Annotated in this window: 12 protein-coding genes; 5 read left to right on the top strand and 7 right to left on the bottom strand. The window is 73.0% G+C overall.

From position 1 onward, the window contains the following. Positions 1 to 59: 59 nt before the first annotated feature. Entirely contained in the window at positions 60 to 1157 is a 1098-nt protein-coding gene (locus tag JNK12_10840; GenBank protein ID MBL8776423.1) for a hypothetical protein, read from the top strand. A gap of 7 nt (positions 1158 to 1164) precedes the next feature. On the opposite strand, the gene JNK12_10835 is transcribed toward JNK12_10840, so the two are convergent. Genes JNK12_10835 through JNK12_10825 form a run of 3 tightly spaced genes read right to left on the bottom strand, consistent with a single transcriptional unit; the run spans position 1165 to position 4243 of the window. After that, a complete protein-coding gene (locus tag JNK12_10835; GenBank protein MBL8776422.1) occupies positions 1165 to 1983 on the bottom strand; it encodes an ABC transporter permease subunit in 819 nt (272 codons plus the stop codon). Continuing rightward, positions 1980 to 2903, bottom strand: coding sequence for an ABC transporter ATP-binding protein (locus JNK12_10830; GenBank protein MBL8776421.1), 924 nt, complete (start codon positions 2901 to 2903; stop codon positions 1980 to 1982). Before JNK12_10830 ends, JNK12_10835 begins: the two co-directional genes overlap by 4 nt. Positions 2904 to 2944: 41 nt before the next feature. Then, complete coding sequence (locus JNK12_10825) at positions 2945 to 4243, bottom strand: 4-hydroxybutyrate CoA-transferase (GenBank protein ID MBL8776420.1); 1299 nt, start codon at positions 4241 to 4243, stop codon at positions 2945 to 2947. A gap of 190 nt (positions 4244 to 4433) precedes the next feature. Here JNK12_10825 and JNK12_10820 point away from each other — a divergent pair, with 190 nt between their 5' ends. Next, on the top strand, positions 4434 to 6068 hold the full coding sequence (locus JNK12_10820; protein ID MBL8776419.1) for a right-handed parallel beta-helix repeat-containing protein: 1635 nt from the start codon (positions 4434 to 4436) through the stop codon (positions 6066 to 6068). A 107-nt stretch (positions 6069 to 6175) separates the two neighbouring features. Here the strand turns inward: JNK12_10820 and JNK12_10815 are convergent, their stop codons facing one another. Further along, positions 6176 to 7303, bottom strand: coding sequence for a cytochrome P450 (locus JNK12_10815; GenBank protein MBL8776418.1), 1128 nt, complete (start codon positions 7301 to 7303; stop codon positions 6176 to 6178). 317 nt (positions 7304 to 7620) lie between these two features. Between JNK12_10815 and JNK12_10810 the strand changes: the two genes are divergently transcribed. Then, positions 7621 to 9861: an S-layer homology domain-containing protein gene (locus tag JNK12_10810; GenBank protein MBL8776417.1), complete on the top strand. Its 2241-nt coding sequence runs from the start codon at positions 7621 to 7623 to the stop codon at positions 9859 to 9861. Positions 9862 to 9966: 105 nt separating this feature from the next. Next, positions 9967 to 10677, top strand: a complete 711-nt coding sequence (locus JNK12_10805) for a maleylpyruvate isomerase family mycothiol-dependent enzyme (GenBank protein MBL8776416.1) — start codon at positions 9967 to 9969, stop codon at positions 10675 to 10677. 66 nt (positions 10678 to 10743) lie between these two features. On the opposite strand, the gene JNK12_10800 is transcribed toward JNK12_10805, so the two are convergent. Genes JNK12_10800 through JNK12_10790 form a run of 3 tightly spaced genes read right to left on the bottom strand, consistent with a single transcriptional unit; the run spans position 10744 to position 14823 of the window. After that, positions 10744 to 11637: an LLM class flavin-dependent oxidoreductase gene (locus JNK12_10800; protein MBL8776415.1), complete on the bottom strand. Its 894-nt coding sequence runs from the start codon at positions 11635 to 11637 to the stop codon at positions 10744 to 10746. A 24-nt stretch (positions 11638 to 11661) separates the two neighbouring features. Further along, entirely contained in the window at positions 11662 to 13932 is a 2271-nt protein-coding gene (locus JNK12_10795) for an arylsulfatase (GenBank protein ID MBL8776414.1), read from the bottom strand. A gap of 36 nt (positions 13933 to 13968) precedes the next feature. After that, complete coding sequence (locus tag JNK12_10790) at positions 13969 to 14823, bottom strand: 5'/3'-nucleotidase SurE (protein ID MBL8776413.1); 855 nt, start codon at positions 14821 to 14823, stop codon at positions 13969 to 13971. A 52-nt stretch (positions 14824 to 14875) separates the two neighbouring features. Here JNK12_10790 and JNK12_10785 point away from each other — a divergent pair, with 52 nt between their 5' ends. Continuing rightward, positions 14876 to 16210 (top strand): AMP-binding protein, encoded by a 1335-nt coding sequence (locus tag JNK12_10785; GenBank protein ID MBL8776412.1) that lies wholly within the window; start codon positions 14876 to 14878, stop codon positions 16208 to 16210. Positions 16211 to 16212 lie beyond the last annotated feature (2 nt).

The raw sequence follows: 16212 nt of genomic DNA, 5'->3' as shown, positions 1-16212 counted from the left end.
CGGGAATCGGACACGGAGGCGGAAGGGCCCACACCGAGGGCGCGCCTACGATCGGGGCGATGAGCGGGGGCTGGGGAGCGCGGCTGTCACGGATCGGCGACCGCTCGACCGCGGCGAACCGCCTCGCCTTCGACCGCCCCGACCTCCTGCACCCGAACGTTGGCTCGAGCACCCGTGGTTGGGCCCACTACGGCGTCATGATCCCCGACCTGCCCGAGCCGTACGCGTACTTCGACGTCATGAGCATCGTCGGCACCCCGGGCGCCGCCGTGTTCGACAACGACCACCTCATGCAGGGCTCGCCCCGCAACACCGCCACGTTCGTGTCGGCGACCGCCACCATGGGCCACTTCGAGGCGTACTCCGTGCGCGACGACTGCGAGCTCGCGCCCGACGGGTCCCTCATCCGCTTCGGCGACCACCTCACGCTGTCGGGCACGTACCCGGACTTCCGCGTCGAGGCCGACTACCCGGGGACGGGGTTCACCGCCGAGCTCGCCGTCACCGCCACGCCGACGGTCACCTGGTTCGTGCGCAGCCGGTTCTACGACCACTACAGCCTCCTTTGTCGCTACGAGGGCTGGGTGGCGACCGCCGGCGAGCGAACCCCGGTGGCGGGCATGTGCACCTACGAGTACGGCGGCTCGGGCTCCATCTACAACCTGGCCGACTCACCGTGGCTGGCCCGCCTCAAGGTCCCGATCGACCAGTTCACCTACCAGATCGCCAACCTGGACGACACCAGCCAGCTGCTGCTCGGTCGCAACCGCCTGCGCCGCCTCGACCTCGGCGCGTTCGCCGCCGTGCGCTCGACCGACCGTCCCGGCAGCCGCCGGTACGAGGCGGCGCTGACCATTACGCCGGCGGCCGAGCCCCTCGCCACCCCGGACGGTCGGCGCATGGTCGTCCCCGACGGGGTGCGCTGGACCATCAGCGACGGCGGCCGCCCCATCGGCCGCTTCGAAGCCACCGTGGACACCCCTTGGGTGTACGGCCTCGGGGCCGGGTACGTCGCCGGCTACGAGATCACCGGCGAGCTCACCGAGCCGGACGGACAGGGCTCGTACGCGCTCGACCGCACCCGCGGCTACATCGAGTGGGCCGATGCCCGTCCCCTCGACCGCCAGCGCTCCCAGCCGGCGTCCGACGCCCGCTGAGCCCGGGTCAGCGCAGGTCGCGACGGTCGAAGCGCCAGAGGCCGACGGCGACGAGCACCACGATCAGGACGAGCGCCGGCACGGTCCCCTCGAGGGTGAACCCGTTGACCAGGGGGTCGCTCCCGGCGAACCAGTGCCAGGGCGAGAGGAAGCGCACCTTCTCCACTGCGGACACGAGGTCGCCGAACCCGTTGACGAGGAACGCCACCGTGGCCAGGGCGCTGGCCACCGCCAGCGACTCGCCCTTCTGGCCCGTGGCCGCACCCACCGCGAAGCCGGCTGCGGTGAAGACGAGGGCGAGCAGCAGGCTCTGGATGCACGCCGCCAACAGGTTGACGAAGGGGATGCCCTCGTCGAGCCCGACGATCGGATTGGTGATGGCGAGGGAGGCGAGCCCAGCCAGCATCAGCACCGTCATCAGCACGACGATGGCGAACCACCGACCGAGCGCGACCTCCAGCCGGGTGACGGGCTGCGCGAGCAGATACTCCAGCCGACCCTCGCGCTCGGCGCCGGCGATGGCGTTGGCGGCGAGGCCGACACCGAAGATGAGGAGGAGCAGGGCGAAGAACATCGCGAACAGCTGGCTCTGGAGGTAGCCGACGGGGCTGGTGATGGACAGGTCGCCGGTGACCCCGGTGAGCACCCGCAGGCTGTCGGGCAGCTCCTCCATCATCTGGTCGAACTCGGACTGGTCCTTCACGCTCGGGTAGAAGACGACGTTCACCTCGATGAAGGCCACGAAGGCGACGCACCACCACAGCAGCGCCCGGCGGCGATCGGCGAGCAGCCGCCCACCGACGGCGAGCGCACGGGAGACGCTCACGGCGCCGCCTCGTCGCCCCGAGCCCCGTCTTCTTCCGCGGCGTGCCGGTAGCGGGCGAGGAACACGTCCTCGAGGTCGGGTTGGTGGCTGGTGATGCGCTCGGCGCGGAGCTCGGCCGCCCGGGCGAGCACCGGGTGCACCGCGCCCTCGACCTCGAGCGCCACCACGGTGCCGTTGACCTCGACGCCGGCCACCCCGGGCACGCCGTCGAACGCGTCGGGCCCCACCGGCTCGGGGAGCTCGAGCTCGAGGTGCTGGAGGCGCTGGTGCAGGAGGTCGGCGACGGTGTCGACGTCGAGCAGGCGCCCCTCACGGATGAGCCCGACCCGGTCGGCCATCTCCTGGACCTCGGGGAGCAGGTGCGAGCTGAGGAACACGGTGGCGCCGTCCGCATGGCGCTCCCGCACCAGGTCGTGGAAGGCCTCCTGCATCAGCGGGTCGAGGCCGCTCGTGGGCTCGTCGAGGATCAGCAGCTCGGGGCGGTGGGCGAAGGCGGCGACGATGCCGACCTTGCGGCGGTTGCCGGTGCTCAGCTCGTCGATGCGCCGGCCGGGATCCAGGGAGAACCGCTCGCACAAGGCCGCGACCTCGGCACCCGCGCCGCCGTCGGCGCCCCGCAGCCGACCGAGGTAGGCGAACAGCTCGTGGCCGGTGAGGCGGGGATCGAAGTGGAGGTCGGCGGGCAGGACGCCGATGCGGTCCCGCACGGCCGGATCGCGTCCGGTGCCGCCCAGCACCCGCACCGAGCCCGACGTGGGTCGCAGCGCGTCGAGCAGCAGCCGGGTGGTGGTCGTCTTGCCGGCGCCGTTCGGCCCGAGGAAGCCGAACACCTCGCCCTGCTCGACGGTCAGGTCGAGGTCGGCCACGGCCACGAGCGCGCCGAAGCGCTTCGTCAGGGCCTCGGTCTCGATGACGGCCATGGCGCGAACCTACGTCGCCGGGCGGTCGCTCGCTGCCGGGATCAACCGAGGGTCATGGCGTGGGCGCGCAGCTCGTCGCGGTCGTCCGGGTGGGCGACGTCGACGAGCGCGAGGGCGCGCTCGCGCACGGTCCGCCCTCGCAGCGAGGCGGCGCCGTACTCGGTGACCACGATGTCGAGCTGGTGGCGCGGGGTGGTGACCACGGTGCCCTCGGGCAGGGCCGCGAGGATGCGCGAGACGGGCTGGCCGTTGACCTGGGCCCGCGACGGAAGGCAGATCAGGCTGCGATCCTCCAGCTCGAGGCCGGCGACCGACACGAAGTCCTCGTGGCCGCCGATGCCGGAGAACTGGCGGCTGCCCAGCGTGTCGGCGACGGCCTGACCCCAAAGGTCCACCATGAGGGCCCCGTTGATGGTGACCACCTTGCGGTTGCGGGCGATCACCTCGGGCGAGTTCACCACGTCGACGGGCAGGAAGCGCACGTCCTCGTTCCCGTCGAGCCACTCGTAGAGGTCGGTGGTGCCGGCGGCGAAGGTCGAGATGGACATGCCCTCGAACTGACCCTTGTGGGCGTTCGTCACCTTGCCCGCCTTGTGGAGCTCCATGAGGCCCGTGGTGAACATCTCGGAGTGCACGCCGTAGTCGCCGCCGTTGTCGTTGGCGAGGAGCCGGGCGATGGTCGAGGGGATGCCGCCGATGCCGGTCTGGAGGGTGCAGCCGTCGGTGATGAACGGTCGCACGTGGCGGGCGATCTCCTCGTCGACCTCGGTGGGCACGGCGTCGGGCAGGACGAACAGCGGACGGTCGCCTTCGATGACCAGGTCGGCGTCGTCGTAGTGGAGGCGGTGGGGGTGCTCGGGCATGAGCCCGAAGGTGCGAGGGGCATCGGCCACGACCTCGGCGATGACCACCCGCTCGGGGTCGGCGATGGCCCGGTTGAGCTCTGCGATCGACGCGCCGGCGTGCACGGAGAGGCTCATCCACCCGTCCTCGTCCGGCGCGGACACCGCGGTGGCGACGACCCGGGGGGCGATGCGCTCGAGGATGGGAGTGAAGCGGCGGAAGTCCGAAGGCACGAACTGGATGTCGGCGCCCGAGTCGAGCAGGAACCGCTCGGCCGGCCCGTAGAAGCCGCTGAGCAGGTGGACGCCGGGCCGGGTGAAGAGCTCGTAGAGATCGACGAGCAGGGCACCGAAGACGACGAGGTCGTCGAAGCGCTCGCGCTTGCCCAGGGCGTGGAGCAGGCCCACGGGTTGGCCGGGGCCGAGGGGCACGCCGAGGCGGTCGGTGTCGCGGATGAGGGCGGCGCCCTCCTCGGGCGAGTGCAGGGTGAAGGCCATGCCCGCAGTGTGGCCGACGGGTGGCACCCGGCACAGGGCCGGAGGTCCGTTCCCGTCACGGCCAGGCCACGGCAAGGTGGAGGCGAGCGCGTCCGGATTCCGGACGCTGTCGCCTCCACCTTCGGACGAGGTCGGGCCGGGGCGCGACGGCGGGGTAAGGGTGGCCCGCCTCGCTGCCGATCCTCCCGGGATGGCCCGGCCCGCCGCTCGACCCCGCCGCACCCTTCGTCGCTCCGCGCTCGCCCCCGCGGCGATCGGGGCGAGCGCGCTCGTCGTGCTCGTCGCCGCCATCGGCCTGAGCCCGGCGTCGGCGCTCCCCACACCGCTCCCCACACCGCTGGCCGCCCCGTCTGCGGCCGACCCGCCCTCGGTCGAGGGCGCGCCGCCTGCGGTGCTCTGGGTCGACCCGGTGCGGGGGCGCAACGCCAACAGTGGAGCGGATCGGGTCCACGCCCTGCGCACCCTCGGGGCCGCGTGGTCCCGGGTGCCCGGCCGCTTGGCGCCCGCCGGCGTGCGCATCCGCATCACGCCGGGCGTGGTGCCCTTCGGCTCGATCCGCAACGGCTGGCTCGAGGGCAACCACGGCACCGCCGACGCCCCCATCACCATCGAGGCCGCCGACGGTCCGGGGACCGTCACCATCGACGGCGGCCTCAACATGTACGACGTCGCCCACCTCACCTTCGACGGCCTCCGCTTCCGGGCCGGCGGCGGGCACCCGGCGGCGAGCGACAGCGCCGTGCACCTCGAGCGGGGCGACCACGTCCGCTTCCTGCGGGTGCGCATCGAGGCGGGCGCCAACATGCACGAGGCGCTGAAGGTCAACCAGTCGCAGCACATCGAGGTGGAGGACAGCAACATCTCGGGGTCGTACGAGAACCCGGTCGACTTCGTCGCCGTCCAGCACGGGCACGTGCTGCGCTCGAACATCCACCACGGCGAGGACTGGTGCATGTACGCCAAGGGCGGCTCGGCCCACCTCGTCATCGCCGGCAACCGCTTCCACCACTGCGGCACCGGCGGGTTCTCGGCCGGTCAGGGCACCGGCTTCGAGTTCATGACCTCGCCCTGGCTCCACTACGAGGCCTACGGCATCGAGGTGGTCAACAACATCGTCCACGACACCGACGGCGCCGGGCGGGGGGTGAACGGCGGCTTCGACATCCTCCTGGCCCACAACACCATGTTCCGGGTGGGGGCCCGCTCCCACGTGATCGAGGTGGTCCACGGGGGGCGCAGCTGCGACGGCGACACCACCACCTGCTCGGCGCTCAACGCCGCCGGCGGCTGGGGACCGTCCAGCGGCGATGCCGGCCAGGTGATCCCGAACCGCCACGTCTACGTCCTGAACAACCTCGTCGAGAACCGCGCGCCGTTCCGGAGCCAGTGGCAGCAGTTCGACCTGCGCGGCCCGGTCGACCCGCCGGCGGGGACGAACGTGCCCGATCCGGCGTTCGGCGACGACGACCTCCGCATCGCCGGCAACGTCATCTGGAACGGGCCCGTCGATCACCCACTGGGCGTCGAGGGGTCGACGGCGTGCACCGACGCCAACCAGACGTGCAACGAGGCGCAGCTGCGGCGGGACAACCTGATCAACGACGTGGAGCCCCGCCTCATCCGTCCCGGGCGGGCGCCGCGCGACTTCCGCCTCCGCGGCGGCGCGGTGTCCGGCGCCACCCTCGCCGCCATCCCGCCGGCGGTCTGGTCCGACGCACCGAGCCAACCCGACATCCGCTCCCTGGGCGGCCCGTGGAGCGCCGCCGTCCGCTTCACCCGCACAGGCGCACCACGGACCGGGTCCAGCCCGCCCGGCGCCTACTGACGCACCGCGGACAACGACCCGTCGGTTCGCCGGGCCGGTCTCCGCCGGCGACGCCACGACCGCCCCCTCGCCAGCCGACCTCGGCCGCTGCCGGTCCCGCCGGCGGGTCAGCGCCGCTGGTAGCCGAGGGTGAAGCTGCGCACCGCGCGGGCGAAGAGGTTTGGCTCGACGTCGGGCTCGGTGACCACCCGGAGGTCGGTGATGCGCTGCGGGAGCTCCTCGAAGAGGATGCGCAGGGTCTGGCGGGCCAGGTTGGCGCCGAGGCAGAAGTGGGTCCCGTAGCCGAAGGCCACGTGGTGGTTGGGGTTGCGGGTCACGTCGAAGCGGAAGGGCTCGTCGAACACGGCCTCGTCCCGGTTGGCCGACGGGTAGAGGAGGATCACCCGGTCGCCGGCGGCGATGGCCTGGCCACCCACCTCGGTGTCGACCGCCGCGGTGCGGAAGAAGTTGTTGAGCGGCGTGACCCAGCGGATCAGCTCCTCCACGGCCGTGGGCACCAGGTCGGGCCGCTCGGCCAGCAGCTCCCACTGGTCGGGGTGGTCGCACAGCACCCGCAGGCCGTGGGCGATCACGGTGCGGGTGGTCTCGGACCCGCCCGAGATGAACAGGCCCGTCTCGTGGAACACCGAGATCCGGTCGAGGGGCTCGCCGTCGATCTCGGCGTTGGCCCAGGTGGACAGCAGGTCGTCCATGGGACACCCGGTGCGCTCGGCCAGCAGGTCGTCGAGCTGGGTGTTGAACTCGAAGCAGGCGGTGATGACCCCCATGGCGACGTCGGGGTCCTTCTCCATCGAGTCGAGGCGCATCAGGCGCTCGGACCAGCTCTTCAGGTCGCGCCACTGCTCCTCGGGGAACCCGAGCAGCCGTGAGGTCAGGCGGGCCGGCAGCTGGGCGGCGAGCTGGTCGATCACCTCGATCTCGCCGGCGCCCGTCTCCCCGTCCCCGCCGAGAGCCTCGTCCAGGAGGCTCGTGACGAGGCCGCGGATCTCGTCGGCGCGGGTGCGCACCGCCGCGGGCGTGAACTCGCGGGAGACGAGGCGGCGCTGCTGCTGGTGGCGGGGATCGTCCTGGGCGATCATGTTCGTCTCGTCGGGCGAGGGCAGGGCGCGATAGGCGGGACCGCTCAGGAAGACGTCCGAGCGCCGCTCCACGTCGAGCAGGTCGGCGTGGAGGGTGATCCCCCACAGCCCGTTGGCGGCGTCCCGGTACACCGGCTCGTTGGCCCGCATCCACATGTAGGCGTCGTGGGGATCGGACCGGTAGAACTCGGGGTCGAGCAGGTCGAACGCCGGCCGGGTGCCGGCGCCGGGCAGGGTGGGTGCGCTCACGGCGCCATTGAAACACCGGCCGGGCCGTCCTGGGCCGCCCGGACCCGGACGCCACTGCGGGCCGTGCCCCAGCGCTGACCGTCAGGGATCGAAAAGATCCCGGCAACACGTGCTCTCATTCCCATCTTTCGTAGTAGACACAACTGTCTAGATACTCCCAAACAAGGCCAAGCTACCGTCGCGCTCAAGGTCCAATGAGGGCGGGAAGGCGAGCCGACGCAGGCATGGGTGGAACCGGAAGCTTCCCGATGCGGCCGTGCCGCCTGTCCCCCACGGCCGTCCTCTTCATCGTGCTCTCGTGCGCGCTGTGGTATCCATCGATGGAGGACGCCTCCGCCGCTCTCCGTCCCGAGACCGTGTCCTGCGACGACCCCCCGCCCTCCGGATACCCGGACGTGGGCGCCGACACCCCAATGGCGGCGGCCATCGACTGGGCCACCTGTCACCGCGTGATCGGAGCCGCGCCGGGCCGTGCCGGAGGGGCCTTCGCTCCGACCGAGCGCGTCCAACGGGGCACCCTGCTCAGAGCGCTCTGGGTGCTGTCGGGACGGCCCGCCCCCTTCGGTCCGGGCGAGGCCTTCGACGACGTCCCGGCGTCCTCACTCCTACGTCGCCCACTCGACTGGGCGACCTCGATCGGCATCGTGCACGGAGGACCTGGGCGCACCTTCCGGCCCCGCGACGGGGCGACCCGTTCGTCGTTGGTCACCTGGGCGTTCCGCGCGCTCTCGGGCGGCGACGTGCCGTCGTCGGCGACGACGCTCCCGGTCACCGACGTTCGCGCCGGCAGCGCGCGCCACACGGCCGTGGCCTGGGCCCACGCCGCCGGGCTCGTACACCTCACCAGCGACGGTCGCTTCCGGAGCACGGCCCCCGCCTCGCGCGCCGCCGCGGCGAAGTTCCTCTGGCGAGCAGCAGGCACCCCGGCGGCGTGGGAGCAGACCTTCGCCGGGGCCGCCCTCCTCGCGACCGCGGACGGGTGGTGGGACACCGCGGCCTGGGACGGCACCGGCGGCGTCGTTCCCGACCTCTCCGGCGGCGACCACCCGCTCTCCCTGGCTGCGGGCAAGGTCGGGCCCCCGGTGGTGCTGGGCCTGGAGGCCGACCGGCGACCGTTCCTCTTCCACCCGGGCTGGGACGACATGATCCTCGACACGCCGGACAACGATCGCCTCCCGACCGGCGACTTCGAGTTCCGCCTCGACGCCGACCTCACCCCCGAGCTCCAGACGAGCCCCTCGCCGGACAACGTCGTGTTCCACCAGGGAGGCACCGGGAACGATGCGTCGCTGGCCGTGTCCTATCACCGGGAGACCGGCGCCCCGACGGTCTGGTGGTCCAGCGACGGGGTCGCCTGGCACAGCGAGACCGGACCGCCGCCGAGCGTGGGCGTCGGCGCCGGTCGGCGCGGCGTCCGGTTCGTGGCCGACGACGGGGCCGGTGGCCACCGCATCGAGTTCTACGAGCAGGATGGCGGGCGGGCCACCGAGGACCTGCTGCTCGCCTTCGACGACCCCGCGTGGCAGCCGGCCGGGTCGGTGACGCAGCCGGGCCTCGTCACCATCCACGACTCGACCCGTGAGGTCGCCATGTCCTCCGGTGACGACCAGGTGGGCGGTCGTCTGGCCTGGGGCTGGGGCCGGATCCGGCGGATGGCGCTCACCACCCCGGCCGGCCGTGCGTTCGACCTCGACCCTTCGACGATCGACCTGCCGCTCACCTGGTCGCGCTCCGGGCCCATCCCGGGGACGCAGCACTGCTGGTGCATGCCCGATGACACCGGCGGTCCCGCAAAGGACGGCTCGTTCACCGATGCCACCGGCGCGACGTGGACCATCCACAACTGGCAGACGGGCTCCGCGCCCATCGCCCTGGTCGACCGACCGTCGATCCTGCTCGGCAACGGCGCCCGGCTCACCTCCGAGCCCACGGACGCCTTCGCCCCCGGACCGGACGGGCTCACCGTCGTCCTCGGGTTCCGATGGACCCGCTCGGGCATCTCGGGCGCCTTCCTCGCCTCGCAGCGCCCGGGCACGCTGAACCACGACCTCCCGGGGTGGAGCATGCTGGTCACGGGCTTCCTCTGCTGCGGCCCGGCCTTCGTCGTGAGCGACGAGGCGGAGACGACCGCCGCCCGTTCGCCGGCCGAGCCCGACGGCGACGCGACCACGGCCATCGGCGTGCTCGACCGGGTCGCGGGCACGGTGCGCTCCTTCAGCGCCGGGATCCCCGGGACCGCGGAGACGGCCACGCCCGATGCCGCTCGGACGATCACCGCGGAGGCCTTCACCGTCGGCGGCGATCTCGACGCCTCCCTGCACTCCTACGGCGGGTTCGAGTTCTTCGGCGCCGCGGTGTTCCGGCGTCCCCTGTCCGACGCCGAGGTCGCCGCCGTCGACGCCTACCTCACGGACGCCGACCGTCGTGCCGAGGTCACGGTGCCGGCGCCCGTTCGCTTCGCGTGAGCCGGGCCGGCGCTCGAACGATTGCTCGGTCGGTCGGTCGAGCCGGCTGACCGGTCGACCACCTTCGTCATCCCGAGGCGGGCGGGGCACGAATAGCCTCCGATGATGCTCGCCGAGCCCGATGCCATCGCCGCCGCCTACGCCGGGACCCGCGCCCGCAGCACCGAGCTGCTGCGCGCCGCCGGGCCCGACGCCGTGGCCGAGCAGCCCGTGCCCGCCTGCCCGCAGTGGACCGTCCGCCAGCTCGCCTCCCACATGTGCGGGGTGTGCGACGACGTGCTCGGGGGCAACGTCGACGGGGCCGGCACCGATCCGTGGACCGACGTTCAGGTGGCCCGCTACGCCGACACCCCGCTCGGCGAGATCCTCGACCACTGGGACGACGTCGGCCCCCAGCTCGAGGCCGTCATCCCGGCGGTGCCGCCGGCGCCGGCGTCGCAGATGGTGTTCGACGTCACCACCCACGAGCACGACCTGCGGGGGGCGCTGGCGCAGCCCGGCGCCCGCGACTCGGACAGCATCGTCGTGGGCTTCGGCTTCCTGGCCAAGAGCCTCGACCGCCTCATCAAGGCGCAGGGTCTCCCCACCCTCCAGATCACCGCCGCCAACCGGGTCCTCACCCTCGGCGGGGTGCCGATCGGCTCGGAGGCCGAGGTCCACCTCGCCGGCTACTCGTTCGAGCTGTTCCGGGCCTTCGGCGGCCGCCGCACCCTCGCCCAGGTGCGCGCCCTCGACTGGTCGGCGGACCCGACGCCCTACCTCGACGCCTTCTTCGGCGGCATCCTCAAGCCCCCGACCGAGCCCCTCGACGAATGACGCCGTTCTGCCATCACCAGCCTGTTCTGCAGAACAGGCTGGTGCTGGCAGAACGGGGGGACTGGCTCAGGCGCGGGAGGCGAGCGCCGCCGCAGTGCGCTCGAGGCAGTCGGTGTCGACCGTGCCGGGCACCAGGATGAGCTCGTCGCACCCCGCCGCCTCGGCCCCGTCCAGCAACTGGTGGAGCGCCGCCTCGTTCCAGACGCGGGTCTCGGCGGCCATGGCGTCGGCGAACTCCGGCCCGAACACGGCGAGGTAGCGGGCCGCGAACCGCCGCAGCTCGTCACGGGCAGCCTCGTCGTCCTCGCCCAGCAGGTAGAAGCAGCCGTTGACCTTGCGAGGGCCGGTGTCGCGCCCCGCGTCGGCCCAGGCCCGGTCGGCGAGGGCGAACGTGCCCGCCATCTCGTCGGCCACGCCGGCGACGCTGAAGCCCGTGACCCCGTCGGCCCACCGGGCGGCCCGGGCCATGCTCTTCGGGCCGAGCGAACCGGCCAGCAGCGGCGGCCCGCCCGCCTGCACGGGCGGCGGGCCGATGGGATCGGCGCCGTCGAAGGGCGGCTCGCCCGCCCACAGACGCCGAAGCTCGGCCACCTGCTCGTCGAGGTGGGCGTGGCGGCGGGAGAAGGGCGCCCCGAGGCTGCGGTAGTCGTGCTCGCGGCCGCCGACGCCGACGCCGAGGGTGAAGCGACCGTTGGAGACCTGGTCGAGCGCGACCGCCTGCTTGGCGACCTCGGCGGCGGGGTGCAGCGGCAGGACCACGACGTTGGCGATCACCCGCACCCGCTCGGTCACCGCCGCCGCGGCGGCGAGGGCGACCGTCCAGTCCTGGTTGTCGAACGAGATGCGCTCGCCCGTGCTCACGCTCGAGAACGGGCCGGCGTCGATGCCCCGAGCCCAGTCGACCGTGGTGGTCGGCCCGTACCCCGGCGCCATGGTGGGCAGTGCGATCCCGATGTCCATCGCCGGAACCTACCTGGCCCCCTCCTACTGCTTGCGCAGGGCGTCGCGGGCGTCGGACTCGGGGTCGGTGAAGGGCTCACCGCTCACGTCCACCAGCACGCGGTGCAGGGGGCCGGTGAAGCGGAAGGGCATGCGGTAGTCGGCGCACACGGGGACACCCCAGTGCTCGCCGCAGTGCAGGCCGTCGCCGGTGATGGCGAAGCGCACGGGGGTGAACTTCGGGATTTCCCCGGCGCCGACCTCGACCCCGTCGGCCAGCAGGTGGGCGACGCCGCGGTGCTCGTCGGTACGCTCGAAGTGCAGGGCCAGCGTCCGGGCGGCCGGGTCGAGGGGCGTCGAAACCGCCCGCTGTTGCTCGAGGCCGACGTAGTTGTGCACGTAGTGCAGTCGCCCGTCGGCCACGAAGAGCACCCAGCCGCCGAGCACCGAGCCCTGCACGAGCAGGATCCCCTCGGCGTCGCCGAGCGTGCCGGACAGCTCGGCGGTGACAGTGTGGGAGCGGTTGCGGACGTTGACGGTGCACGTCTCGGGGACGGGCGCCCCACCCGGGCGGAACTCGTAGTGCTCGCGGTCGGGGACACCCGGGCGCTCGAGGCCGAGGATGGCGGTGAGGAGGTCGGTGTCGACGGGCAGGACCTGGTTCGCCTCGGCCTCGACCCACCACCGGTCGATGAGGGCCTGGAGGCGTTCGGGCTCCTCGGCGGCGAGGTCGTGGCACTCCGACGGGTCGACGGCCACGTGGTACAGCTCCCACGGGTCGTCGTCGATGTGGATGCTGGTGTCGGCGATGGGGTGGTAGGTGACGGCCTTCCAGCCGTCCTGGTAGAGCGCCCGGCTGCCGAGCATCTCGAAGTACTGGACCGTGTGGCGGTCGGCGGCGTCGGGGTCGTCGAAGCTGTAGGCCAGGCTCGTCCCCGCCACGGGCTGCTGCTCGACGCCGTCGATGACCGCCGGCATCTCGACGCCGATGGCCTCGAGGATGGTGGGCAGCAGGTCGACGGCGTGGCTGTACTGGCGCCGGCGCTCGCCCCGGGCCGCCATGCCCGCGGGCCAGTGCACGATCAGGGGGTCGCAGACCCCGCCCTCGTGGGTCTCGCGCTTCCACCGCTTGAACGGCGTGTTGCCGGCGACGGTCCAGCCCCAGGGGTAGTTGTTGTGGATCGTCGGGCCGCCGATCTCGTCGATGCGCTCGACCGCCTCGGCGACGCTCATCTCGGCCACGTTCCAGTTGCGGGCGTCGTTCACCGAGCCGTTGGGGCCGCCCTCCGAGCTGGCTCCGTTGTCGGACAGCACCATCACCAGCGTGTTGTCGAGCTCGCCGGTCTCTCGCAGGCGGTCGAGCAGGCGCCCGAGGTGGTGGTCGAAGTGCGAGAGGTAGGCGGCGAAACACTCCATGTAGCGAGCCGACACCCGCTGCTGGTCCTCGGGCAGGTCGTCCCAGGACGGCACCCACGGCGGGCGGGGCGACAGGTCGGTGCCCTCGGGGAGGACACCCGTGGCGATCTGGCGGGCGAAGGTCTCCTCGCGCCAGGCGTCCCACCCCTGGTCGAAGTGACCGCGGTAGCGCTCGATCCACTCGGCGGGCGCCTGGTGCGGTGAGTGGCAGGCACCGGGGCAGAGGTAGAGCAGCCACGGCTTGTCGGGCTGGACGGCCCGGAGGTCGCCGAGGAAGGCCAGGCCGTGGTCGACGAGATCCTCGGTGAGGTGGTAGCCGTCCTCGTGATCGCCCGGCGGCGGGACGGCGTGGTTGTCGGACACCAGGGTGGGCCCGAACTGGCTGGTCTCGCCGTCGAAGTAGCCGTACCACCGCTCGAAGCCCCGGCCCAGGGGCCACCGCGCCCGCGTCGCCCCGACGTGGTGCTCGTGCTCGGGGGTGAGGTGCCACTTGCCCACGGCGTAGGCGGCGTAGCCGTGGGGGGTGAGCACCTCGGGGAGCATCCCGCAGCTCTTGGGGATGACCGCGTCGTAGCCGGGGAAGCCGGTGGCGAGATCGACGACCCGACCCACGCCCGCGGCGTGGTGGTTCCGCCCGGTCAGCACGCACGCCCGGGTGGGCGAGCACAGGGCGGTGGTGTGGAAGTTCGTGTACTGGAGCCCGCCGGCGGCGAGGCCGTCGAGGGTGGGGGTGGCGATGTCCGAGCCGTAGCAGCCGAGCTGGGCGAAGCCGACGTCGTCGAGGACGACGACGAGGACGTTGGGCGCGCCCTCGGGTGGCCGGGGCTCCGGGGGCCACCAGGGGGTCGACTCGGCCCGGGTGCGGCCGATGACCCCCTGGAACTCGCTGCGCTCTCCCACGGTGCGGTGCCGCTCCCGAGCCGACCGGCGCCGCCGTTAGCCGGCGGCCGGCTCGAGCGGGATGACCCCGATGCTGGCCAGGCCCACGTTGAAGGCGCCGACGTCGTCGGCCGGCGCTTCCTCGGTGGAGGTGCAGTCGGCGGCGTTGTAGTCGCGGTCCCCCATGTCGGCGGCCGGCGGAACCTCGACGACGCCCCGGGCCTCACCGGTGGCGCACGAAGGGACGTTCAGGTTGGTCACCTCGACGGCGGCGTCACCGGCCACGAGGGCGTCGCGGTTCTCCTCGACCCACTCGAGCATGAACGTGACCCCGGTCTCGTAGTCGAACGGCTCGGAGTCGATGCCCTGGCTCGTGGCGAGGGCGGGGATGCCCTGTGCCGCCGCCGCCCGAGCCGCACCGACGGTCCCGGAGGCGTCGATGATCGGGCCCATGTTCTGGCCCTCGTTCAGGCCGGTGATGACCACGTCCGGCGGCTCCTCCACCACGTTCTCGAGCCCGTAGTTGACGGCGTCGGCGGGGAAGCCCTGCACAGCGGTGACCGGGTAGCCGCTGAGGGTCTCCTCCTCGGTGGCGGTCAGCTCGCCTGGCGTGGTGTTCCCCCCGCTGCCGCTCTGGTTCTCGGCCGGCGCCACCACGGTCACGTTGGTGTCGGGCAGGGCGATCAGCGCCTCGACCACCGCATCGATGCCCTCGGCGTCGAAGCCGTCGTCGTTGGACACGAGGATGTCGAGCGTCTCGGCCGGCGCCGCCGTCGTCGTGGTCTCGGCCGCGGCCTCGGTGGTGTCCGAGGCGGCGTCGTCCGAGCCGCCGTCGTCGCTGCTGCTGCACCCCACGGCCAGCGCGGCCACGCACACCGTCGCCGCCAACGTCCACCCGATCCGTCCGCGCATGTCGCCCCCCTGGGCTCGTCCTGTAGAGGGGCGAATCCTAGGCTCACCCGCCGTGACCCGTGGGACCGCCGTCGTGACGGCCGCCGAGAGCGAGCGCGACCAGCACCACACCGCGGCGGCGCTCGCCGCCAGTGGCCTCGCGCCGGGCGACCGCGTCGCCCTCGCCGCCGACGGCAGCCCCGCCTACGTGGCCGTCGCGCTCGGGGCCCTGCGCACCGGCATCATCCCCGTGCTGATCAACACCCACCTGCTCCCGGCCGAGCAGGACGCGTTGCTGGCCGACGCCCGACCCTCGCTCGTCCTACGAGACGGCGAGCTCGACGCGCTCGTGGCCGACGGCGCCTCCCACCCCGAGGTGGCAATGGCGCCGGCGCCGCTCGGGCGCCCGATGATCTACACCTCGGGCACCACAGGCCAGCCGAAGGGGGTGTGGTCCGGTGTGCTCGACGACCAGGACGCCGCCGCGCTGCTGGCCGAGGAGCGCGACCAGTGGGGCTTCCGCGCCGACGACGTGCACCTGGTGGCGTCGCCGCTGCACCACTCGGCGCCCCTTCGCTTCGCCGCCGGCACCCTCCTGGCCGGAGGGACCGTCGTGCTCCCGGGCCACTTCACCGCCGAGGGTTTCCGTGCGGCGGTCACCGCCCACCGCCCGACCTCGGCGTTCCTGGTGCCGGCCCACCTCCAGCGCCTCTTCGCCCCCGACGCCCCGCCGCTCCCCGACCTGTCGTCGTTCCGCCTCGTGGCGCACGCCGGCGCCCCCTGCCCCACCCGCTTGAAGGAGCGGGCCCTCGAGGCCTTCCCCGAGGGCTCGCTGTGGGAGTTCTACGGCTCCACCGAGGCGCAGTTCACGGTGTGCTCCTCCGACGACTGGCGATCGCATCCGGGCACCGTCGGGCGGGCGCGGGCAGGGCGCCGCCTCTCCGTCGATGACGACGGCACCATCTGGTGCGACTCCCCACGCCACGCCCGCTTCGTCTACTGGAACGACCCAGCGAAGACCGCGGCGGCGTGGCGCGGTGACGCCTGCACGGTCGGCGACCTCGGTCGCCTCGACGACGAGGGCTACCTGTACCTCGAGGGGCGGCGCAGCGACCTCGTGATCACCGGCGGCGTGAACGTCTACCCGCTCGAGGTCGAGCGCGCCCTGCTCGAGCATCCGCAGGTGCACGAGGCCGCCGTGTTCGGCGTGCCCGACGAACGCTGGGGCCAGCGGGTGTGCGCCGCGGTGGTGGGCGAGCTCAGCCCCGCCGAGGTCGACGCGTGGCTGGGCGAGCGGGTGGCGCCCTTCAAGCGGCCCAAGACCGTCGTCGTCGTCGACGCCCTCCCCCGCAACTCGATGGGCAAGGTCCGGCGCAACCGCCTGGGCGCCGAGCTCGGGCTCGAGTAGCC

Source organism: Acidimicrobiales bacterium (assembly GCA_016794585.1).
Classification (GTDB): domain Bacteria; phylum Actinomycetota; class Acidimicrobiia; order Acidimicrobiales; family DATDAH01; genus JAEUJM01.
Note: the sequence above shows the minus strand (reverse complement) of the source record. Positions and strands in the feature narration are given on the sequence as shown.